The following is a 20,925-nucleotide window of genomic DNA, read 5'->3' on the forward strand; positions in this document are numbered from 1 at the left end:
TGAGGATCTTCCTCGATCATAATCTCGCGGTGACATGCTCCATTGTACGGGGCATCACTCCTTAAGGATTTTTAAATATGCCTATTATCACATTGCCAAATGGCGATCAAAAAAGTTTTGATCAAGCCGTTTCCGTTATGGAAGTTGCTCAAAGTATTGGACCTGGACTGGCTAAAAATACAGTTGCTGGGAAAGTAAATGGTCGCTTAGTCGATGCAAGTGATTTAATTACCGAAGACTCAACCTTACAAATCATCACTCCAAAAGATCAAGACGGTGTAGAAATTATTCGTCACTCTTGTGCACACTTGGTGGGTCATGCGGTAAAACAACTCTTCCCTGAAGCAAAAATGGTGATTGGTCCGGTCATTGAAGAAGGTTTCTACTATGACATCTGGATGCCTCGTCCATTTACTTTAGATGATATGGCTGCAATCGAAGCGCGCATGAAAAAGCTCATCGATCAAGATTATGATGTCATTAAAAAAATGACACCTCGTGATGATGTGATTGCTGAGTTCACTGCACGTGGTGAAGATTATAAGTTACGTTTGATTGCTGACATGCCTGAAGAAACTCAAATGGGCTTGTACTATCATCAAGATTATTTAGATATGTGTCGTGGTCCACACGTACCGAATACTAAATTTTTAAAGTCATTCAAATTGACTAAAATCTCTGGCGCTTACTGGCGCGGTGATGCAAAGAATGAACAATTACAGCGTATTTATGGTACTGCTTGGGCAGACAAAAAAGAATTAGCAGCATATATCAAGCGTATTGAAGAAGCTGAAAAGCGTGACCATCGTAAAATTGGTAAAGCTTTAGATTTGTTCCATATGCAAGAAGAAGCACCAGGTATGGTGTTTTGGCATGCCAATGGTTGGACGATCTACCAAGTGCTTGAACAATACATGCGTAAAGTTCAACAGGACAACGGCTACCAAGAGATTAAAACACCACAAATTGTAGACTTCACTTTGTGGGAAAAATCGGGTCATGCTGCCAACTATGCAGAAAATATGTTTACGACACATTCAGAAAGTCGTAACTATGCGGTAAAACCAATGAACTGCCCATGTCACGTTCAAGTGTTTAACCAAGGTTTAAAATCTTACCGTGATCTTCCAATTCGTTTGGCAGAGTTTGGTTCATGCCATCGTAATGAGCCATCAGGTTCGTTACACGGGATTATGCGTGTACGTGGTTTTACTCAAGATGATGCACATATTTTCTGTACAACTGAACAAATTGGTAAAGAAGTTGCAGACTTTATTAAACTGACTTTAGATGTTTATAAAGATTTTGGCTTTGAAGACGTTCAAATGAAATTGTCTACACGTCCTGAAAAACGTGTGGGTGCTGATGAACTTTGGGATGTTGCAGAAAAATCTTTAGCAGATGCTTTAGATGCTGCAAATCTTAAATGGGAAGAACAACCTGGAGAAGGTGCTTTCTACGGTCCGAAGATTGAATTTTCATTAAAAGACTGTTTAGGACGTATCTGGCAGTGCGGTACAATCCAGTGTGATTTTAACTTACCGTTACGTTTAGACGCTTCATATGTAACAGAAGATAACGATCGTGACCATCCTGTGATGTTACATCGTGCAATTCTTGGCAGTTTTGAGCGTTTTATTGGTATACTAATTGAACACTACGCAGGCTTTATGCCACCATGGTTGGCTCCAATCCAAACATGTGTCATGAATATTACAGATTCTCAAGCGGAAGCTTGTGAGCAAGTCGTCGCAAAACTCAAAGAAAATGGAATTCGAGCAATTTCAGACTTGAGAAATGAGAAAATCGGCTTTAAGATTCGTGAGCGTACACTAGAGCGTATTCCATACCTATTGGTACTTGGAGATCGAGAAGTAGAGGAAGGGACTGTGAATGTTCGTACTCGCTCTGGAAAAAATTTAGGTACTATGTCAATAGACGCATTTATTGACCTAGTGAAAGCAGCCGTAGCCGAACGCGGCCGGTATATTGTGGAGTAAGAAAGATTAAACAGCCTGACCGTAACCAACAACAAGGTGCTAAAAGTAATCGTCCTGCATTAAATGATGAGATCAAAGCGAAAGATGTGCGTCTCGTTGCTGCAGATGGAGAGCAAAAAGGCATCGTTTCACTTGCTGAAGCTTTGCGTGCTGCTGAAGAAGTTGATCTTGATCTTGTTGAGATCGTGGCGAATGCAGAGCCACCTGTTTGTAAAATCATGGATTTCAACAAACATTTATTTGACTTGAAGCAAAAGCAAAAAGATGCGAAAAAGAAACAGCATCAAGTTCAAGTGAAAGAAATTAAGTTGCGCCCTGGTACAGACGTTGGTGATTACAATGTTAAGTTGCGTGCTATTCTGAAGTTTCTTGAAGAAGGCAACAAAGTCAAAATTACTCTACGTTTCCGTGGTCGTGAAATGGCTCACCAACAGTTGGGTCTTGCACAATTGCAAAAAATTGAAGCAGACGTAGCAGAGTTTGGTATTGTTGAACAAGCACCAAAAATGGAAGGCCGTCAAATGGGTATGTTACTTGGACCTAAAAAGAAAAAGTAATTATTCATTTGTTAAAAAAGCACTGCATTAAGCAGTGCTTTTTTACGTTAAAATGCGGGTGAATCAATCTGAATCGAGTGGAGTTGATATGTCATCTATTCAAAATTCAAATGCGCTATCGAGTATTAACCAAAAAATTATTCAAGCAGGTGAGGTTTTGCCTGTGGTTAAGTTAAAGGATGGCAGCGCTGTACAAACTGGCACAGTGGCAACCATGTTGCATAATATCAATCTGTATAACTCAGGTTTACGTGGAGAGATTGAGCAAGAACTGATACTCGCGATCCCCACCTTAGTAAAAGTTGGTTTATTTGACTTATTTAATCCAGAGGAATGGATATTGGGAAACAATGCAGGTCGTAAATTTGTAGGTGAAAAAGCCAAAGCATATTTAGATGCAATTGCTGAGGTAGATATTTGAAATTAATATCATAATATGAGAACGTGCTGTATTTAATAAAATGCAATAACATAATTTTAGAATAGATTATTAGAATAATCTCTTTTTATAGCATACTGAATCAAGCCAATTCATGTTATAAAAGTAAACGATTAACGCAATAAAATTCAGAAAATACGTGAAAACGAAGAAGGATGAAATATGATTGATCTCTATTATTGGGGTACTCCCAATGGTCATAAAATTACCATTGCACTTGAAGAAATGGGTTTGGATTATCAGATTTTTCCTATCAATATCTTAGAGAATGACCAGTTCCAGCCCGATTTTCTTCGTATCTCACCGAACAACAAAATCCCCGCGATTGTCGATCAAGATGGTCCAAATGGTGAGCCGATTTCAGTATTTGAATCAGGCGCAATCTTGCAATATCTTGGTCGTAAAACAGGACTGTATTATCCAAGCGATGAGCAAGATCGTGTTGAAGTTGAACAATGGTTAATGTGGCAAATGGGCGGGCTAGGGCCGATGTTAGGGCAAAATCATCATTTTGGTAAATTTGCCAAAGAAAAAATTCCTTACGCAATTGATCGTTATGTTACTGAAACTCAACGTTTGTATGGTGTTTTAAATAAGCAGCTCATTGGACAAAAATATGTGGCTGGTGAGTATTCTATTGCAGATATGGCCATTTTACCGTGGGTATTACGCTATGAGTGGCAGCAAATAGAGCTAGATGATTATCCTTATGTTAAAGAATATATTGAGCGTTTAACTGCGCGCCCAGCGATACAAAGAGCGCTATCAATCAAAGTTTAAAATATATTTTATGTTAAGATGAGAAACCACGTTATGTGGTTTTTTATTTTTAAATGATCGATTTTTGGATGGTTGGTAGGCTTTAGTCATGAAAGATTTCTTTTTGAACTTTACGAAAATATTAGAAACGAATCCAAAAATCTACTGGAGTATTATTGTCGGTATTGCAGGTTGTTTAATGCTCTATATTGCGGAAATTGTGCATATCCAAAATATTTTAGAGCAATTAAATGGTCAAGCGTCAGCACTGATTAGAAGTGTGATCGACCCGATTGCGCAACGTTATCAGTGGTCTCGGATTATCTTTATGTTGTTGGCAATCATTTGGGCACATTTTCAGTATCGTAAAACCAAAAAAATGCTAAATTTAGGGTGATTGAACTGTTAGTAGTACATTCAACAGGGAGAGTATGAAGCAAAACTTTGTTTGGCACTTCCTTATCTCTTTTGCCGTGATGCTAATCACAGCAATGCTTTGTAGCATCTTGCAGTATCACTCCGCATATGATTACTTCTGGTTTATTATTTTTAGCATCGTGAGTGTTTCAGGCTTGGTTTTTGCTATGGTCTTTGGCATTTTTCAAAGTAAATTACAGCAAAGTCTTTTGAATACCACGATCTTACTCGTTTTGCTTTCGCTTTATTTTATTGTTTTATTCTACGGCTTTATTCATATCAAAATTGATTGGCAAGCGATTTCAGAGGGTAAAGCTCAACTCACATTGTTGCAGAAATTTTTTAAATCAGATCTTTCATTTTGGTTGGCTTTTCTGGCTCCCTTTATACTGTCATTCTTGACTTATACCTTAAAACCTAAACCCAACTTTAGCTAATTTTATGGCTTATCTTCTCTTATTTTTTTCCGCATTTGGTGCAGCGACGCTATTACCTTTACAGTCTGAAGCAGTATTGCTTGGATTACTGGTACAAACCCAGCATTCTGCATATTTATTGCTTGTTGTTGCAACGATTGGCAATGTTTTAGGTTCATGCGTGAATTGGTATTTGGGACTCAAAATCGAGCAGTTTAAAGATAAGAAATGGTTTCCTGTCTCTGAAAAGAGTATGCTTAAAGCTGAGAAAATCTATCAAAAGTATGGCTTTTGGTCTTTGTTATTAAGCTGGACTCCAATTATTGGAGATCCAATCACACTTATTGCAGGGCTAATGAAAGAGAACTTTTGGCGTTTTCTTTTGATCGTGACTATTGCAAAAGGTGGTCGGTATGCTTTTATCTATTTGGTGTATATCGGATTATTTTAATAAAAAGGTTAAAGACACTAAACTATCTTTAACCTTAAAAGACGCATCTTGATGAATTTATTTACATTCATTGATTTTAAATTGAATCTCATCATTGAAGCTGGATTGTTTATAGATCCATAAAGTACGATAAGAACGTTTTACATTGATTGATGTATGCTCAACGGCTGCAAGTACTTGTTGATCAAGTGCATTAATACCAGAACGTTTAGTTAGCTTAACTTGGGTAATTTCGCCTTGTTTATTGGCTTTAAATTTAAACTTTACTGTACGATCTTTATTCTTTAATAGTGATTGATCCAGTGCAAGTTGTGGTTGTTTTAAATAAACAAAAGCAACCGACTTATCGAGTTGTTGTTTGTTCCAATTTTTTGAATTAAAGCTATATGTACATTGCTTAGCGCGCTGAACATGATCCGTTGCATTCTCTAGCGTTAAGGTAAATGTTTGATAACCGACTAAAGCAATGGCTTTTCCATTTTTGGAATAGGGTTTTACTTTTGCATTTTCCACAGCATCTACAAGTTTCTGATCCAATGCACGGATGCCTGTGCTCTCTTGGATATCAGCATCTGTAACTTCACCAGCATTATTGGCTTTTACTCGAATGATCGCTGAACGATCTTGATCTTTTAATTCAGCGATTTGATAGTGAATTTGAGGAAATTTGACCCATTGTATACGTGTAGTCAAATGCTGAGGATCATTTTGTTCAGATTGCTCCCCTTTGACTTTTATTGTAGGAAGTTTATCCGCACTATAGCTATAGGTTGAAAGGCACAATAAACAAGTGGTAAAAAGAGCTTTATTCATAGGTTTGGCAATCCATGCAGTTTAATACGCATGAGAGTAGTTTAATTGCGCAAAGTATTTATCGAATTTTGTATTCTCGCAATAGAAAATGCACCCGAAGGTGCATTTTTTTACTGTTTTTTATTCAGCCAAACTCATTATTCTTGGCCTTTGGTGATGTCTACTTTGAATAAATCAGAAGTTTTTACCCAACTTATTGCGACGACAGCCAAGGTCATACATCCACCAAATACAGTGGCTGTGATTGTTCCTAAATATTTTGCAGCAAGCCCAGATTCAAATGCGCCCAATTCATTACTCGATGAAACAAACATCCCATTCACCGCAGCGACACGGCCACGCATATTTTCAGGTGGGTAAACTTGCAAAATGGTTTGGCGTACAACCACTGAGATACTGTCACAAGCACCAGTCATAGCCAAAGCAAATAAAGAGAGCCAGACGTTATTTGAGAATGCAAAAATAATGGTAAACACCCCAAAACCTGCAACTGCAATCAGCATATTTCGCCATGCATGATGTGTAGGTGGAAATTTGGTTAAAGCGATCATGGTTATTAACGCGCCAATAGAGGGGGCCGCACGTAAATAACCTAAACCTTCAGGTCCAACTTTTAAAATATCTTCTGCAAAAATTGGCAGTAGGGCAATTACACCACCAAACAGCACTGAAACCAAATCTAAAGATATGGCCCACAGTACAATTTTGGTTTTCCAAATAAAGCGAAAGCCTTCACTTAAACTGTCCCAAAGATTGTCTTGTTCCATGGTAGGGAAAGTACGCTTCTTTAATAAGTTAATCAGACAGAAGCAAATAAATAAAAGTACCGCTACCGAGAGTAAGCTGTTTTCACGACCGATTCCTGCCAGCATAAAACCACCTAGCATTGGGCCAATAATGACGCCACTTTGCCATCCAATCGTGGTCCATGTTGCACCATTGGCATACAGTTCACGAGGAATTAAAAATGGTTTTAATGACGTTGCTGATGGATTATAGAAACCTCGGATGGTACCCAATCCAAAAATAACCGCATAAATCCCCCAAGACAGTGTAGTCACACCAATTTGCCCATGATCATAACTGTGAAATAACCACCAAAGCACCAATGGCAAAGGGAAGGAGAAAAATAAGCAAACTTTCATAATGGTTTGTTTATTCAGCTTATCTGCAAAATAACCGCCCCAAAGCGACAGTGCAATAAACGGGATTGCTTCTGCTAGTCCAATCAGACCCAAGGTGAGCGGGTCTTTGGTAATTTGATAGAGTGAATAGGCAACAATAATTTCTTGAATTAAAATTGCGAGCGTTAAACAAAATTGATTGATGGTAACAATTGAGAAATCTCGATAGCGAAGCGCAGCAAAAGCATCCTGTGCAGGGGTCATAACTGTCCAGTTTTATCATGATGTGATGATTATAAAGATTTCATCCTGATTTTTCTTATAAAACTAGGTGAAATTTACATCGAAAATTACATTGGGGAATTGTGAAATTGTTGGATGTTTTGCTTTTGTTTTGTACAGAGATGATTTAGAATACTGCCTCCCTTACCTGCAGGTCGTTGTCGCAATGGTGCGAACGTACCGAACAGGTGTTTAAAGAGGTTGTTATGGCTAAGTTAAAAACTCGCCGTGGTGCAGCTAAGCGTTTCAAAGCGACTGCTAACGGTTTCAAGCGTAAACAAGCGTTCAAACGCCACATTTTGACCAAAAAATCTGCTAAACGTATTCGTCAATTGCGCGGTTGTGTCATGGTTCACGTAAGTGACATGAATTCAGTTCGTCGTATGTGCCCATACATCTAAGGAGATTATAAATGGCTCGTGTAAAACGTGGTGTACAGGCTCATCGCCGTCATAAAAAAATTCTTGCTCGTGCTAAAGGTTACTATGGCGCGCGTTCACGTGTTTATCGTGTAGCGTTCCAAGCAGTAATTAAAGCAGGTCAATACGCTTACCGTGACCGTCGTCAAAAGAAACGTCAATTCCGTGCTTTATGGATTGCGCGTATCAATGCTGGTGCTCGTCAAAATGGTTTGTCGTACAGCCGTATGATCGATGGCTTGAAAAAAGCTCAAGTGATCATCGACCGTCGCGTACTTGCTGACATCGCTATGCATGACTCAGTTGCATTTGCTGCTTTAGCTGAAAAAGCTAAAGGCGCATTAGCTGCTTAATCATCTTCGATGATTAAAAAAGACCGCTTTTTAGCGGTCTTTTTTATGGCTTACAGTTTTTGATAGATATAATTCAACTGGCCTAAAAGATAATTCACCATTTTGAATACTTTTTTGAAAGTCAAAATAGTTAGGCTTATTAGAGATGCTATTCCAACATTGCAATAAATATTCCCTAAATTTTATTGTACGATTATATCTATCTACAATATCTAAAGAGGATAGTTTTACAAGGATTTCAGTTTCATAATTTTCATTAAAAATTGGAGTATCAATTAAAATGGCATCTAAATAACTAAAATTTGTTATCCATTTTTCAAGATGGTAAGCTCCAATTGTAGTAATTCTAAATAACTCAGGCAAATCCCCGCTTAAAACACCGTTATCATCTTCTTCAAATGTTATTCTTTGAGATGTTTCGATTAATTTTTTATTAGTGCATCTTCTTAATGCATTTTGTATAGCATTCAACTGAAACCCAAAATTTTGAAGTTCATCAATGATAACATTTGCACTACAAAATGATTCATTGTTGAACAGTTTGTTAGGTTTTTTAAGGAAAGATAATAAAATTGATGTTAAAAAATGTTCGTTCGGATCTGGATTAAATATATCGAATACGTTTAAGGCTAAAGAGTTATTGGGACTATAGTGTGAATAATCTCCAAGCAATGCATTTTTAGAAAATTCGTGTAATGGAATTATATAATCATTCCCTGCATTAAATTTATCAATAATTTTAACTGCGTCTACATTGGGGTTACCAATAAATTTTGTTACTAAATCTATGGCTTCTCGGATGTTGCCTCCAGTAATATTTGATAAAAATTCATAAATATCATTATTTTTTTCAATAGATCGGATAAGAATTTTAAAAAAAATGGCTATATTGGAAGCATTAAATTCGACAGATTGTAATCTTTCTAATGGAATTTTGCCTTGAACCATACTTAATGCAAAACGTAATCTTTTAGAAACTACTTGCTCAATTCTTGGTGGCAGTATAGAAAACATTTTGTTCGAGTATGCATTTAAAGTACCACTTCGTTTTGATTTGTGAAAAGTGCTGGGTCTTACTGAAATGAATACTGTAGCATGCCATTGTTTTGCTAACTCTTGAGATATAAGGAAAGTTTCTTGCTGAATTTCATATGTTCTTTGATCAGAGTTATCTAAGATAAAAATAATTGATTTTTTTGTGGAGGATGAATAAAAACGAATGCAATTTTTTAAATGTTCATCTTTGTTACTAATGAAGTTGGAAATATGCTCCGCTAATTTTAATTGATACTCAATTGGTAAAGAGTCTTTTAAAAAACCATAAACTCCTTTTGCAAACTTCTCAATTTCGCTAGCATATACGCCTTTTAATGTACTATTAAAGTCATAAATATTAAAATTGTATTTTTCCTCTAATTGTTTAATAATTTCATTCAAGACGAACTCTTTTAAATCGTTTGTTAATGTTGCTTTTGAGCCTAGATCAATATAGATATATAAAGCTTTTCTAAATTGATCTTCAGCACTGTTATACATTAAATTTTTGATAAATGATGTTTTACCAACTCCAACATCTCCTAAAAGGACTATAGGTCGGTTTGAAAGAGCATCTACTAAAAGATCAGGTGAAAAATTTGAACCTTTTTTTGTGGTTATTGGTTTAATATAGCTTTGCTCTTCAGTATCACTAAATAATGCTGAGTATCTAGTTTCAAGTATATTTTTACTTAATAATGAATATTGAGAAAGAGGACCACTTTCGCAATAGCAGTTTTTAATAAAGTCTTTTTCAATCTCATTATTATCTAATATATCTTGAAGGAAGAGTTCTGAAAGTTGTCTTAAATCTGCTTGAAGTTCACTAGCATATCTAATTTTAGGATAGTTAACTAATTTTGAACTGAGTTTTGAGGGAATTACATTTTGTTTTCCTAAATAGCTCATTAGGTTGCGAGTTTGTAACCCTCCTTTGGATAAAAGTTTCCAAGCTAATGCAAAATTTTCTCTTAAATGAACTAAACTTTCCAATACAAATGCATCTGAATCATATACAGACATACCATCTGTTCGAGATGCTATAAAAGCAATAAATTGATGACCATTACTTACTATTGCTATCGGCACTCCTCTAGATTGACAATATCTAGATGCTTGTTCAATTGCTTCTTTTGCTTCGGGGGATGATATGAAAATAGATTTAATGGACTTTTTTAATATTGGTTTTGCTTGTATTGGTAAATCAAAGCTGACACCTTCTTTTTTTGCTTCTATAATTGCTATTTTAGGAGAACCAAGTTCATAATCTGTATAGGTTCTCCCTTCAGCATGTTCTAAAAATATTTCATGTTTTTCCCAAGCAAAGCATTTTAGTAACAGTTCATCTATAAGATCAAATCGTGTTTGAGCTTCATTTCTGTTATAGATTTTCTGATTGTTATTAATGATAATTTCTAAATTCGTTAAAGCTTGATCAAGTGATAACATATGTAAACTCAAGAAAAGATTTGTTTTAAATAATGTTTTTAATAGAGCTATTATTTATAAATGAATCTTAGTTTTATTTCAAATTTATATGCGTAAACAATATCACTTTTGCCAAGTTGGTGAAGACACTTATATTTGGGATGTGCATCATCTGGTTGAACTGAGCCAAAATTTCCCAGTCCATAACGTTCTATTATCCGATATACAAGAACTCAATGAAGCGTATTGGTTTCCAGATACACATCCAACAACACAGCAAATGATTGAACATTTTCAATTGATACAGCAGGCAGATTTAAGTTATCCAATTATTCTATCTGCTGATGGCAAGGTGATGGATGGTATGCATCGTGTGGCAAAAGCAAAATTACTCCATCATCTCACGATTAAAGCCGTCAGGTTTGAAATTACACCACCAGCAAATTTTATCAATATTGATGAGGATGATTTGGATTATGATGATTGAGCCGGCCATCCGAATGAATTAAACAATCAAATAACTTTGCATACCTATTACATAATATCAACGTGAAAACATTATTGTTTTAGAAATAGCTCGCATAGAGTAGAACAATGAATAATAGAAAATGATGGAGCAGGTATGCGTGTTGAGATTGAAGGTTTACAACAAGGTGCAATTGAAGTTGAGTTGCAACTACTACCCAGAGTTGGGGAAGTTTTAAAAGTGATGTATGGTGCAGATGCTGAAGTTAAAGGTGAAGTAACAGCAGTTGAGCACTATATCAATCAACATGCAAATGAACATAAAGTGATACTCAGTATACGACCCGTATTTTGATACCAACCAGCTAAAATGATTGAATGATGATTGGTTTGTTACGCGATCTAAAGTAGCTTATTTGGCTACTTTTTTATTTTTAGAGGGTTCTTAAATTTATGAAATGCATAAATGTCGTGGGGACTTCTGCGTCAGGAAAAACAACATTTTCAATAAAATTGGCTCAAAAATTAAAGCTCACCTACATTGAATTGGATGATTTATTCTGGCTGGATGATTGGCAAGAGTCTACCGATACTGCATTTTTTCAGAAAATTCAGGCCAAATTAGATCAAGCTAAATCTGGTTTCATCATAGATGGTAATTATACGCGAACCACGCAGATCAAATGGCAAGATATCGATACCGTAATTTGGTTAGATATCCCTTTTTATATCAATCTTTACCAATCCATACAACGAGCTGTTCGTCGTGCTATTTTTAGACACAGACTTTGGAAGAGTTCAAATAATCGTGAAAGTTTTAGTAAGATGTTTAGTCGTGATTCGATTATTTGGTGGATGATTAAAACGCATCAAAAAAATCGTCAGCAATATATAACGATGATGAATGATCCTCAATATTCACATATTCGATTTATCCATTTAAAATCGCGAAAAGATATTGATCAATTTTTAGCGTCTATTTGACGCGTCATAACTCACCAGTGCCTCTAAAAGTTAACTTATCCTGCTATACCATGTATTGATTGAATATATTTGTGTAGCTGATATCTTAAGTTGCTCTATAGAAAGCTGTGCTTTTACTTAGCATACAAAGTGATAAAAATCTTGGATTGGGTGGGGTATGTGCAGTACTTCCCCCCCCCGTTGCTGATATCCATGACATCGCGCGACAGATACAAACATGTAAGATTAAACAATATAAAAAAGTTTTTTACCTAATTTTTTGAAGGGTATAAAGTTTAGTTTCGAGGCAAGTCCCAATTAAATGAGGATGATATGATTCGATTAGCTGTTTTAGGTGATGCTCAGCAGATTGCTGAAGTGCATGTGCAAAGCTGGAATGAAACCTATACTGGTATGATTAAGCAAGAAATTATAGATCGCGCAGATATCGAAAAGCGAGTACAGCTTTGGCAACAGATTTTTTCGCATCAAGATCACCATGTACTGATATATGAGCAAGATGGCCAAATTGTTGGTTTTTTAAGTGGTTATTTTAATACAACGCATAATATCGCAGAAATTAATGCTTTTTATTTATTAAAGAAAATTCAAAAACAAGGTGTTGGTCGTGAGATGTTTGAGCGCTTTTATCAATATGCTCATGCTAAGCATTATCAATTTATTCGCTTGGGCGTGATCAATAAAAATCCAAGCCGTCATTTCTATGAGAAATTAGGGGGAAATGTATTTGGAGAAGAGATTCTTTCTGATTATGGTGATGGCATAACAGAAGTATCGTATCAGTGGGATATTAATCATAGGACAATAAAATGAGTGATTCTCAATTTTTAACAACTTTACAAGAGCAAGTAAAGAACGGGCAAAAGTATAGTTATTTGTGTTTTTGGGGGCATAGTCAAAAGACTTCTGGAAAAATAGACAAGAGCTGTTTAAGTCAATGGTTTCCTGCAAAATTTGAAATTGATGGTGTCAATTATCAAAGTACAGAACAGTATATGATGGCGCAGAAAGCCAAACTATTTAATGATGAGGATATTTTTCAGAAAATTTTACAAACAGACGATCCTAAGAAAATAAAAGCATTAGGTCGTTTGGTCAAAAATTATCAAGATGAGATTTGGATTGCTCATCGTTATGAAATTGTGGTTCAAGGTAATTTGGCTAAGTTTTCTCAAGACAGTGATCTTAAAGCGTTTCTACTGGGTACCTCAGATCAAATCATCGTTGAAGCCTCGCCTGTAGATCAAATATGGGGGATTGGAATTGCAGCAGATCATGTTAATGCGACAAATCCAAACGCATGGCAAGGTTTAAATCTTTTGGGTTTTGCCTTAATGGAAGTGAGAAAGCAACTTTAATGTTGCTTTCTTTTTAAGATTCATTTTATCAAATAGATAAGACATTATAGTCCAAAATAATAAGCCGCAAGGCAGATTAAAATGGTCACAATAATTAATGCAAAAACACCTGTTTTACCGGGTTTATGCTCAGGATTTGTCTTGCTGTTAAACGCTTGACGCTGCTCGGTTTTGATATTGTCATGCGCGTCAAAGGGTGAAGCAATTTGTTTCGGCGTTAAGCGCGCAGATTTATAATGATTTGCAACTTTAACGATAAATTTTGATTTTAAATCTTCAACTTTTTGGAGGAAATGGCGCAAATTCATTTGTTCTTCAGGGCTCATGATTTGCTCATTTTCATCATAGGGATGCTTTAATTTTGTAGAAATAAAGCTTTCTAATGCATCGATACGACAGAAGGTTTCATGTGCGTAATCAGCTTGATAGTCAGTGGGTAACAGCGCAAGTTTAAGGCTTGAATCCTCGGTCGTGTATAGCGTTTCATCTAATCCATAATAAGGTAAATCTTTATTTACAGGTTCTGGAAAACCTTTGGCATATTGAGTATCGAACAATTCATTGTCTGTATAAACTTGAATATCATCCCAATTCGGTTGAACTAAATCTTGTTCAATCCGTTTAATCAATTTTGCATTGAGATCATAGCGCCAAAAAATCTCGGTACGTAAATTGGGGCGTTGTTGCTCAGGCGCTTCATAATCATTGTCTGCACTATACCATTCTGCCAATTCTTTACCAAAAATCCATGCAGTTTTCTTTTGTTGATCATGGCTAACAATAAAGTGTGGGATGGCTAACAGTTCAACATTGGCATTTGGATTTTGTTCATCATTTAAAATGCTCGCGCTATGTAAGCTGAGTCGATACACGCCTTGTTTTTTTAGCCCTTCAAGCCAAATCTGAAAATGCTGTGCCAATAGGTGCTGGTTGGTTAAATCACGGAAGCCAAAAGCATGCTGATTAAAAATGGCATGATTGACCCAACGAGAAAAACTGATCCCTTGAGTGAGATACTCATTGCCATAAGTGACGAGTGTAAGTTGACGTTTCCAGATTTGATCGAGTGCCATTTTTTATAGATCTCAGCGACATTAAATCCATTTTATACTTTTTATAAATCAAAGTTCTAGCATTTCAACAGGAATCAAACAGGGAAATATACAAATTATTTAGAATAAGTTGTGACTAATCGTATTTTTTGTAAAGCGGAAACTTCATTCAACTGCATAAAAACTGTTAGAATATAGAGTTATATTATTTTTCTAAAATATTGCTTTGAGAGTTACTATGTCACTGGAAGCCCTGACCACTGAAGCGCTCGCTGCGATTGCAGCAGCTCAAGACCTGACTACACTCGACCAAGTACGAGTGCAATTTACAGGGAAAAAAAGCCAGCTTGCGGAACAATCTAAGGCACTTGGCAAAATGGACCCTGAAGAGCGTAAAGTTCAGGGCGCTGCAATTCATGCAGTACGTGAAGCGATCAGTGCAGCATTGACTGAACGCCAAACTGAATTACAGAAAGCTGAATTAGAATTAAAGCTAGCAAGTGAAACAATTGATATTACTTTGCCAGGACGTGGGCAAGCTGTAGGAAGTATTCATCCCGTTACTCAGGTTCAAGAACGTATTTGTCAATTCTTTACCAAAGCGGGTTTTACTGTTGCGACAGGGCCAGAAGTTGAAGATGATTATCACAACTTTGAAGCATTGAATATTCCAGGACATCATCCAGCACGTGCGATGCATGATACGTTTTATTTTGATGCAAACCATTTGCTACGTACCCATACTTCAGGTGTACAAGTACGCACAATGGAAAACTCGCAACCACCGATTCGTATCGTTTGTCCGGGGCGTGTCTATCGTTGTGACTCAGATCAAACCCATTCTCCAATGTTCCATCAAATCGAAGGTTTATACGTTGCTGAAAATACCAGCTTCGCAGAATTAAAAGGTTTGTTGATTAATCTGCTAAATGAATTTTTTGAGAAAGATTTAAAAGTGCGCTTCCGTCCGTCTTATTTCCCATTCACTGAGCCAAGTGCTGAGGTGGATATTATGGATGAGCGTGGTCGTTGGTTAGAGGTTTTGGGTTGCGGTATGGTGCATCCAAATGTTCTACAAGCTGCGGGTATTGATCCCGAAAAATATAAAGGCTTTGCATTTGGTCTCGGTGTAGAGCGTTTCGCAATGTTGCGTTATGGCATCAATGATTTGCGTATGTTCTACCAAAACGATGTGCGTTTTTTACGCCAATTTGCTTAACAAATTTATACCTCTCCCTGACCTCTCTTAAAAGGAGAGGGGATGTCCAAGATAATGAGACGAAGGGTTCTGCCTCTTTTTAAAGGGGAGTCAGAGAGGAATTCATAGATATTGAATATAGGTTTTAGAAATGAAAATTAGCGAAAATTGGCTTCGCACATGGGTCAACCCTGCAATTGATAGCGATACTTTGTCTGATCAACTGACCATGTTGGGACTTGAGGTTGATGAACTGGTTCCCGCAGCTAAACCATTTACAGGTGTGGTGATTGGTGAAGTTTTAACTGTTGTACAACATCCTGATGCAGATCGTTTACGTGTCACCACGGTGAATATTGGTTCGGGTGAACCTTTGCAAATCGTATGTGGTGCACCAAATGTACGCGTTGGGATGAAAGCACCAGTTGCAACCATTGGTGCAGTGCTTCCGGGCGATTTTAAAATTAAAAAAGGCAAACTTCGTGGTGTTGAATCACAAGGAATGCTGTGTGGTGCTTCAGAAATTGACCTTGAAGATAAAATTGATGGTCTGTTAGAACTTCCTGCAGATGCACCTGTAGGCACAAATATTCGAGAATATTTAAATCTTGATGATCATGTGATTGATATTAGTATCACGCCAAACCGTGGTGACTGTTTTAGTATTCGTGGAGTGGCACGTGAAATTGGGGTAATTAACCAATTGCCTGTAACCGCACCTGAAATTCAAGAGGTTGCGGCTACGATTGCTGATCAGAAGCAAGTTGTTGTGACAACGGATGGTTGCCCTCGTTACTTAGGTCGTGTAATTAAAAATGTAAATACCAAAGCAGCTACGCCTGCATGGATGGAGCAAGCTCTAGCACGTTCAGGTATTCGTCAACACAGTATTCTTGTTGATATTACCAACTATGTGCTTATGGAACTTGGTCAGCCGTTACATGCGTTTGATGGTGGTCAGGTTCACGGTTCAGTGCATGTGCGTCAGGCAAGTGCAAATGAAAAGCTTATTTTGTTAAATGAACAAGAAATTGAATTGACTGAAGATGTTATGGTGATTGCAGATGATGTAAAAGCATTGGCGATCGCAGGCATCATGGGTGGTTTGTCCTCATCTGTAACAGATGAAACCACTGAGATTTTCCTTGAATCTGCATTCTTTGCACCATTACATATCGCAGGCCGTGCACGCCGTTATGGTTTGCATACAGATGCGTCACAACGCTATGAACGTGGTGTGGACTTTGAATTGCCTATGATCGCAATGCAACGCGCTTCACAATTGATTCAAACTCTTGCAGGTGGTGATTTCGGTCCAATTACCGTATCTGAAAAAACTGAATTGTTGCCTAAACGTGAAGCAATTGAGTTGAATCAAGCACAAGTGGATCAATTACTGGGTTATCAAGTTCCTACTGCATTTATTACAGATGCGTTGCAACGTTTAGGTTGTGCTGTGACTGTAACAGCTGAAGGTAAATGGACTGTTGTACCACCTTCACATCGTTACGATATGGCAATTTATCAAGATTTAATTGAAGAAGTTGCGCGTATACATGGTTATGACAATATTCAAATTAGTCTGCCTGTGATTGATGTAAAACTTGCTAAACATCAGGATCAATTTGAACTGACTCAGTTACGTCAAACTTTAGTAACACTGGGTTATCAAGAGGCGATTAGTTTTAGTTTTGCAGATTTAAAACTTGAAAAACAATTGAATTCACAAGTAAATCCATTGGCGCTTGCAAATCCGATTTCAAGTGATTTGGCGGTCATGCGTTCAACTTTACTTTCAAGCTTAATTCCGTGTGTTCAGTACAATATCAATCGTCAACAAAGTCGTGTGCGTTTCTTTGAGCTAGGGCTACGTTTTGATTATCAAAACGCGAAAAGTATAGAAGATTTGAAACAGATTCCAACTTTGGCTATGATTGCTGTAGGATCAAAACAAATTGAATCTTGGCATGGAAAAGCTCAAGTTATGGATTTCTTTGATCTCAAAGGCGAGGTCGAAGAAATTTTAGCAGCTGGACGTGTTCACGTTGAATATGTTCGTTCTGATCGTGAATGGTTGCATCCAGGTCAGTCTGCGGAAATTCTCGTGGATGGGAAATCAGTAGGTTATTTAGGTCGTCTACATCCATCTTTGGAAAATGCACTGGATTTGAGCACAACTTGGATCGCAGAGCTCGACCAATCGGCTGTTTTGCAAACTTATGTATCTAATTTTACAGAATTATCACGATTTCCATCGGTTAGACGTGATATTGCGCTTGTAATTAGTGATAAGATTAATGTTAGTGAAATTCAGCAACTTATCGAAAAAACGGGTGGAGAGCTTTTAGACTCTACTTGGTTATTTGATGTGTATACAGGGCAAGGTGTTGAACAAGGTAAGCGCTCATTAGCATTTGCATTGTTATGGCAACATCCATCACGTACACTCGAAGATGCTGAGATTAAATCCGGTATGGATCATATTATTCAAGTGTTAGAAGACACTTATCAAGCGACATTGAGGGCCTCATGACAGCATTAACAAAAGCAGAAATGGCTGATCATTTAAGTGAGCTTACGAGTTTAAACCGTCGTGAAGCAAAACAAATGGTCGAGTTGTTCTTTGACGAGATTAGCCAAGCATTAATTGCAGGCGAACAAGTCAAACTTTCAGGTTTCGGAAATTTTGAACTACGTGACAAACGTCAACGTCCAGGTCGAAATCCTAAAACTGGAGAAGAGATTCCAATCTCAGCACGTCGAGTTGTAACATTCCGTGCAGGTCAAAAATTTAGACAACGTGTGGGTACAGAACAAGAAGATTAATCGGCAATTTGTGTGTCGTAAGATGAAAGCTCTGTAATCTAAAAGTTTTGTAAGATAAAAACCCTGAGTAATCTGCTTGGGGTTTTTTATTGCCAGAAATAAACATCATTTGAATTCGATTAACCAGTTTGCTGTAATCACAGTGATAAGACTGGAATATCGCTTTTTATCCCAATACCCAAAGATCAAATGGGTTTACGTGTGTGAGGTTTGGTAAAAAACAGAGTAGTGAGAGATGGTGTAATTGTTGGGTAAAAGTGAGGCCCTTATGTGGGACAAATTTATTTTAAGAAAATTCTTAGCATCTTTATAAAAATGCAAATAAGTAAACCTATTCTAGTATTGGTTAAGATGATCCAATACGCTTGCAATTTTAACGGTTGATAAGCAAAGTAAAATAGTTTTGTACTTATTGGATTTACGGGTTCAGTAGCGAAGGGTGATACAGCTTGTTTATGATTATTTAAACTTTAAAGTAAAAAACAAAGCAAAAAAAAGAGAACCTAAAAGGTTCTCTTTTCTTGATAATAATCTAAGCGATTATTATTGAGCAGCTGAAGCAGCAGCAGAAGCGTCTGCAGCAGCAGCAGTAGCATCAGATGCAGCAGCAGTAGCGTCAGCAGCAGCATCAGTAGCAGATGCAGCAGCAGCGTCAACAGCAGCAGTAGCTTCAGAAGCAGCTTCTACAGCTTGAGAAGCAGCAGCGTTTGCATCAGCAGCAGCTTCTTCAGTTTTTTTAGCACAACCAACGAAAGCTAAAGTAGTAGCAACTGCAGCAGCAATAGCGATTTTTTTGAATAACATGGCATCACTCTCATAAATTTAATAGAGACAAAAAACCCAAGTTAGCCTGTTTTTTGCTTTTTGCATGAGCAGTCTAACTGGTATGCGAATATGCTATCACTGCGCATTTTGAATTGCTACTGTTTATCTTAAAAAAACTGACCAAATTGATGAAAAAATGATGGTTTTTTAACAGTATTTTACAATCAAGTTGCGTTTTTAGATTGGTTTATTGATAAATAAGTTATTAATAAATATAAAAAATCTTGATGAATAATTTTTATATTCAAATATTTGCAATATCGTGTAACGTTGAAACTCGATGATTGTATATTTATGTAAATAATGTCAACCAAATAAAAAGGCTACTCTTAGAGTAGCCTTTTTAAGTATTTATGGAATTAGTTGGCAGCTTTGCGCTTCATTTGATCAAAGAAATCATCATTGGTTTTGGTTTCTTTCATGCGATCCAACAAGAATTCCATCGCCACTAATTCATCCATAGGATGAAGAAGTTTACGAAGAATCCATACTTTACGTAGGTTTTCTTCGCTCATGAGACGCTCTTCACGACGCGTACCTGACTTTTTGATATTCATTGCTGGGAAGACGCGTTTTTCAGCAATACGGCGATCAAGGATGATTTCTTGGTTACCTGTACCTTTGAATTCTTCGTAGATCACTTCATCCATTTTACTGCCTGTTTCAATCAATGCAGTCGAAATAATGGTGAGAGAACCGCCTTCTTCGATATTACGTGCAGCACCAAAGAAACGTTTAGGGCGTTCTAAGGCATGTGCATCAACACCACCGGTAAGTACCTTGCCTGATGAAGGAACAACAGTGTTATAAGCACGTGCTAAACGCGTGATTGAGTCAAGTAAGATCACAACATCTTTTTTGTGCTCTACCAGACGTTTGGCTTTTTCAATCACCATTTCAGCAACTTGGACATGGCGAGCTGGAGATTCATCAAATGTTGATGCAACAACTTCACCACGTACAGTACGTTCCATTTCGGTCACTTCTTCAGGACGTTCGTCGATCAGAAGGACAATCAGGAAACATTCCGGATTGTTACGCACAATAGATTGGGCAATGTTCTGTAATAACATCGTTTTACCCGCTTTTGGCGGTGCTACGATAATTGAACGTTGGCCTTTACCGATGGGTGCAACCAAGTCCACGACACGCGCTGTCAAATCTTCAGAAGAACCATTACCCAGTTCCATAACCAATTGCTCAGTTGGGAAAAGTGGTGTGAGGTTTTCAAATAAAATTTTATTGCGTGAGTTTTCAGGGGTGTCATAGTTAATTTGATTAACTTTTAATAATGCAAAGTAACGTTCACCTTCTTTAGGTGGGCGAATCGTACCTGTAATCGTATCACCAGTTCGTAGATTAAAACGACGAATTTGTGAAGGACTAACATAGATATCATCCGGACCTGCAAGATAAGAACCTGCAGCGGAGCGTAAAAAGCCGAAACCATCAGACAAAATTTCAAGAACACCATCACCAAAAATTTCTTCGCCATTCATTGCATGGCGTTTGAGGATGGCAAAAATGATGTCTTGCTTACGGTTACGAGCCATTCCTTCAAGGCCCATAAACTCAGCAATTTTAATGAGTTCGCCGATCGGTTTTTTCTTGAGTTCAGTTAAATTCATAAATGGTCAGATTGAATAAGGATGTGTGGAACACAGATAAAGAGAAAAGAAGCAAAAGTCGCCAGCAGTGTAATAGGTGAGTTGAAATTGTATAGA

Annotated in this window: 23 protein-coding genes; 17 read left to right on the forward strand and 6 right to left on the reverse strand. The window is 37.2% G+C overall.

The features are described 5' to 3' along the window. Positions 1-77: 77 nt before the first annotated feature. From thrS to AC07U8_RS03460, 7 genes are all read left to right on the forward strand, one after another. On the forward strand, positions 78-2,000 hold the full coding sequence (thrS, locus tag AC07U8_RS03430; RefSeq protein WP_494737327.1) for a threonine--tRNA ligase: 1,923 nt from the start codon (positions 78-80) through the stop codon (positions 1,998-2,000). Positions 2,001-2,005: 5 nt separating this feature from the next. Continuing rightward, on the forward strand, positions 2,006-2,557 hold the full coding sequence (infC, locus tag AC07U8_RS03435) for a translation initiation factor IF-3 (protein ID WP_081401514.1): 552 nt from the start codon (positions 2,006-2,008) through the stop codon (positions 2,555-2,557). Between the two features lie 88 nt (positions 2,558-2,645). After that, entirely contained in the window at positions 2,646-2,978 is a 333-nt protein-coding gene (locus AC07U8_RS03440; protein ID WP_494737328.1) for a DUF7709 family protein, read from the forward strand. Positions 2,979-3,158: 180 nt separating this feature from the next. Then, complete coding sequence (locus tag AC07U8_RS03445; RefSeq protein ID WP_004723071.1) at positions 3,159-3,776, forward strand: glutathione S-transferase N-terminal domain-containing protein; 618 nt, start codon at positions 3,159-3,161, stop codon at positions 3,774-3,776. An 88-nt stretch (positions 3,777-3,864) separates the two neighbouring features. Further along, positions 3,865-4,152 carry a hypothetical protein gene (locus tag AC07U8_RS03450; protein WP_004723070.1) on the forward strand — a complete coding sequence of 96 codons (288 nt, stop codon included), beginning with the start codon at positions 3,865-3,867 and terminating at the stop codon, positions 4,150-4,152. Between the two features lie 34 nt (positions 4,153-4,186). Beyond that, positions 4,187-4,609: a hypothetical protein gene (locus AC07U8_RS03455; protein ID WP_105713310.1), complete on the forward strand. Its 423-nt coding sequence runs from the start codon at positions 4,187-4,189 to the stop codon at positions 4,607-4,609. Between the two features lie 4 nt (positions 4,610-4,613). After that, the gene (locus AC07U8_RS03460) at positions 4,614-5,039 is read left to right on the forward strand and encodes a YqaA family protein (RefSeq protein ID WP_494737329.1); all 426 of its coding nucleotides are present in this window, start codon (positions 4,614-4,616) and stop codon (positions 5,037-5,039) included. 57 nt (positions 5,040-5,096) lie between these two features. On the opposite strand, the gene AC07U8_RS03465 is transcribed toward AC07U8_RS03460, so the two are convergent. Both AC07U8_RS03465 and AC07U8_RS03470 read right to left on the reverse strand, forming a co-directional pair. Next, positions 5,097-5,852: a TonB family protein gene (locus AC07U8_RS03465; RefSeq protein WP_494737330.1), complete on the reverse strand. Its 756-nt coding sequence runs from the start codon at positions 5,850-5,852 to the stop codon at positions 5,097-5,099. A gap of 137 nt (positions 5,853-5,989) precedes the next feature. After that, positions 5,990-7,240 carry an MFS transporter gene (locus AC07U8_RS03470; protein ID WP_004723063.1) on the reverse strand — a complete coding sequence of 417 codons (1,251 nt, stop codon included), beginning with the start codon at positions 7,238-7,240 and terminating at the stop codon, positions 5,990-5,992. Positions 7,241-7,464: 224 nt separating this feature from the next. On the opposite strand from AC07U8_RS03470, the gene rpmI reads away from it, so the two are divergent. Together rpmI and rplT are read left to right on the forward strand one after the other, a co-directional pair. Then, a complete protein-coding gene (gene rpmI / locus AC07U8_RS03475) occupies positions 7,465-7,659 on the forward strand; it encodes a 50S ribosomal protein L35 (RefSeq protein WP_002054552.1) in 195 nt (64 codons plus the stop codon). A gap of 11 nt (positions 7,660-7,670) precedes the next feature. Then, on the forward strand, positions 7,671-8,030 hold the full coding sequence (rplT, locus tag AC07U8_RS03480; RefSeq protein WP_004723060.1) for a 50S ribosomal protein L20: 360 nt from the start codon (positions 7,671-7,673) through the stop codon (positions 8,028-8,030). A gap of 30 nt (positions 8,031-8,060) precedes the next feature. Here rplT and AC07U8_RS03485 read toward each other — a convergent pair whose 3' ends face one another. Next, entirely contained in the window at positions 8,061-10,514 is a 2,454-nt protein-coding gene (locus AC07U8_RS03485; protein WP_494737331.1) for a hypothetical protein, read from the reverse strand. Between the two features lie 88 nt (positions 10,515-10,602). On the opposite strand from AC07U8_RS03485, the gene AC07U8_RS03490 reads away from it, so the two are divergent. The 5 genes from AC07U8_RS03490 to ybiA all read left to right on the forward strand — a co-directional run bounded on the left by AC07U8_RS03490 (position 10,603) and on the right by ybiA (position 13,300). Then, positions 10,603-10,980: a hypothetical protein gene (locus AC07U8_RS03490; protein ID WP_494737332.1), complete on the forward strand. Its 378-nt coding sequence runs from the start codon at positions 10,603-10,605 to the stop codon at positions 10,978-10,980. 135 nt (positions 10,981-11,115) lie between these two features. Further along, on the forward strand, positions 11,116-11,313 hold the full coding sequence (locus tag AC07U8_RS03495; protein WP_004723056.1) for a hypothetical protein: 198 nt from the start codon (positions 11,116-11,118) through the stop codon (positions 11,311-11,313). Positions 11,314-11,411: 98 nt separating this feature from the next. Then, positions 11,412-11,942: a P-loop NTPase family protein gene (locus tag AC07U8_RS03500; RefSeq protein WP_494737333.1), complete on the forward strand. Its 531-nt coding sequence runs from the start codon at positions 11,412-11,414 to the stop codon at positions 11,940-11,942. A 312-nt stretch (positions 11,943-12,254) separates the two neighbouring features. Then, the gene (locus AC07U8_RS03505) at positions 12,255-12,755 is read left to right on the forward strand and encodes a GNAT family N-acetyltransferase (RefSeq protein WP_494737334.1); all 501 of its coding nucleotides are present in this window, start codon (positions 12,255-12,257) and stop codon (positions 12,753-12,755) included. After that, positions 12,752-13,300, forward strand: a complete 549-nt coding sequence (gene ybiA / locus AC07U8_RS03510; protein WP_494737335.1) for a riboflavin biosynthesis intermediates N-glycosidase — start codon at positions 12,752-12,754, stop codon at positions 13,298-13,300. Before AC07U8_RS03505 ends, ybiA begins: the two co-directional genes overlap by 4 nt. Positions 13,301-13,344: 44 nt before the next feature. Here the strand turns inward: ybiA and AC07U8_RS03515 are convergent, their stop codons facing one another. Next, the gene (locus AC07U8_RS03515) at positions 13,345-14,373 is read right to left on the reverse strand and encodes a hypothetical protein (protein WP_494737336.1); all 1,029 of its coding nucleotides are present in this window, start codon (positions 14,371-14,373) and stop codon (positions 13,345-13,347) included. A 217-nt stretch (positions 14,374-14,590) separates the two neighbouring features. On the opposite strand from AC07U8_RS03515, the gene pheS reads away from it, so the two are divergent. The 3 genes from pheS to AC07U8_RS03530 all read left to right on the forward strand — a co-directional run bounded on the left by pheS (position 14,591) and on the right by AC07U8_RS03530 (position 18,376). Next, the gene (pheS, locus tag AC07U8_RS03520) at positions 14,591-15,571 is read left to right on the forward strand and encodes a phenylalanine--tRNA ligase subunit alpha (RefSeq protein WP_004723046.1); all 981 of its coding nucleotides are present in this window, start codon (positions 14,591-14,593) and stop codon (positions 15,569-15,571) included. Between the two features lie 130 nt (positions 15,572-15,701). Next, positions 15,702-18,083: a phenylalanine--tRNA ligase subunit beta gene (gene pheT / locus AC07U8_RS03525; RefSeq protein ID WP_494737337.1), complete on the forward strand. Its 2,382-nt coding sequence runs from the start codon at positions 15,702-15,704 to the stop codon at positions 18,081-18,083. Further along, the gene (locus tag AC07U8_RS03530) at positions 18,080-18,376 is read left to right on the forward strand and encodes an integration host factor subunit alpha (RefSeq protein WP_004723042.1); all 297 of its coding nucleotides are present in this window, start codon (positions 18,080-18,082) and stop codon (positions 18,374-18,376) included. The genes pheT and AC07U8_RS03530 overlap by 4 nt, the downstream gene beginning before the upstream one ends. 543 nt (positions 18,377-18,919) lie before the next feature. On the opposite strand, the gene AC07U8_RS03535 is transcribed toward AC07U8_RS03530, so the two are convergent. After that, a complete protein-coding gene (locus tag AC07U8_RS03535; protein ID WP_034609976.1) occupies positions 18,920-19,180 on the reverse strand; it encodes a hypothetical protein in 261 nt (86 codons plus the stop codon). A 380-nt stretch (positions 19,181-19,560) separates the two neighbouring features. Further along, on the reverse strand, positions 19,561-20,829 hold the full coding sequence (gene rho / locus AC07U8_RS03540) for a transcription termination factor Rho (protein ID WP_004723038.1): 1,269 nt from the start codon (positions 20,827-20,829) through the stop codon (positions 19,561-19,563). Positions 20,830-20,925: the final 96 nt, after the last annotated feature.

This window comes from Acinetobacter sp. GW821-FHT01E09, from assembly GCF_059422385.1.

What these genes read in the sequence shown, in the direction of transcription:
- thrS (WP_494737327.1), top strand. Translation starts at nt 78, where the DNA reads ATGCCTATTATCACATTGCCAAATGGCGATCAAAAAAGTTTTGATCAA.
- AC07U8_RS03440 (WP_494737328.1), top strand. Translation starts at nt 2,646, where the DNA reads ATGTCATCTATTCAAAATTCAAATGCGCTATCGAGTATTAACCAAAAA.
- AC07U8_RS03445 (WP_004723071.1), top strand. Translation starts at nt 3,159, where the DNA reads ATGATTGATCTCTATTATTGGGGTACTCCCAATGGTCATAAAATTACC.
- AC07U8_RS03450 (WP_004723070.1), top strand. Translation starts at nt 3,865, where the DNA reads ATGAAAGATTTCTTTTTGAACTTTACGAAAATATTAGAAACGAATCCA.
- AC07U8_RS03455 (WP_105713310.1), top strand. Translation starts at nt 4,187, where the DNA reads ATGAAGCAAAACTTTGTTTGGCACTTCCTTATCTCTTTTGCCGTGATG.
- AC07U8_RS03460 (WP_494737329.1), top strand. Translation starts at nt 4,614, where the DNA reads ATGGCTTATCTTCTCTTATTTTTTTCCGCATTTGGTGCAGCGACGCTA.
- AC07U8_RS03465 (WP_494737330.1), bottom strand. Translation starts at nt 5,852, where the DNA reads ATGAATAAAGCTCTTTTTACCACTTGTTTATTGTGCCTTTCAACCTAT.
- AC07U8_RS03470 (WP_004723063.1), bottom strand. Translation starts at nt 7,240, where the DNA reads ATGACCCCTGCACAGGATGCTTTTGCTGCGCTTCGCTATCGAGATTTC.
- rpmI (WP_002054552.1), top strand. Translation starts at nt 7,465, where the DNA reads ATGGCTAAGTTAAAAACTCGCCGTGGTGCAGCTAAGCGTTTCAAAGCG.
- rplT (WP_004723060.1), top strand. Translation starts at nt 7,671, where the DNA reads ATGGCTCGTGTAAAACGTGGTGTACAGGCTCATCGCCGTCATAAAAAA.
- AC07U8_RS03485 (WP_494737331.1), bottom strand. Translation starts at nt 10,514, where the DNA reads ATGTTATCACTTGATCAAGCTTTAACGAATTTAGAAATTATCATTAAT.
- AC07U8_RS03490 (WP_494737332.1), top strand. Translation starts at nt 10,603, where the DNA reads ATGCGTAAACAATATCACTTTTGCCAAGTTGGTGAAGACACTTATATT.
- AC07U8_RS03495 (WP_004723056.1), top strand. Translation starts at nt 11,116, where the DNA reads ATGCGTGTTGAGATTGAAGGTTTACAACAAGGTGCAATTGAAGTTGAG.
- AC07U8_RS03500 (WP_494737333.1), top strand. Translation starts at nt 11,412, where the DNA reads ATGAAATGCATAAATGTCGTGGGGACTTCTGCGTCAGGAAAAACAACA.
- AC07U8_RS03505 (WP_494737334.1), top strand. Translation starts at nt 12,255, where the DNA reads ATGATTCGATTAGCTGTTTTAGGTGATGCTCAGCAGATTGCTGAAGTG.
- ybiA (WP_494737335.1), top strand. Translation starts at nt 12,752, where the DNA reads ATGAGTGATTCTCAATTTTTAACAACTTTACAAGAGCAAGTAAAGAAC.
- AC07U8_RS03515 (WP_494737336.1), bottom strand. Translation starts at nt 14,373, where the DNA reads ATGGCACTCGATCAAATCTGGAAACGTCAACTTACACTCGTCACTTAT.
- pheS (WP_004723046.1), top strand. Translation starts at nt 14,591, where the DNA reads ATGTCACTGGAAGCCCTGACCACTGAAGCGCTCGCTGCGATTGCAGCA.
- pheT (WP_494737337.1), top strand. Translation starts at nt 15,702, where the DNA reads ATGAAAATTAGCGAAAATTGGCTTCGCACATGGGTCAACCCTGCAATT.
- AC07U8_RS03530 (WP_004723042.1), top strand. Translation starts at nt 18,080, where the DNA reads ATGACAGCATTAACAAAAGCAGAAATGGCTGATCATTTAAGTGAGCTT.
- AC07U8_RS03535 (WP_034609976.1), bottom strand. Translation starts at nt 19,180, where the DNA reads ATGTTATTCAAAAAAATCGCTATTGCTGCTGCAGTTGCTACTACTTTA.
- rho (WP_004723038.1), bottom strand. Translation starts at nt 20,829, where the DNA reads ATGAATTTAACTGAACTCAAGAAAAAACCGATCGGCGAACTCATTAAA.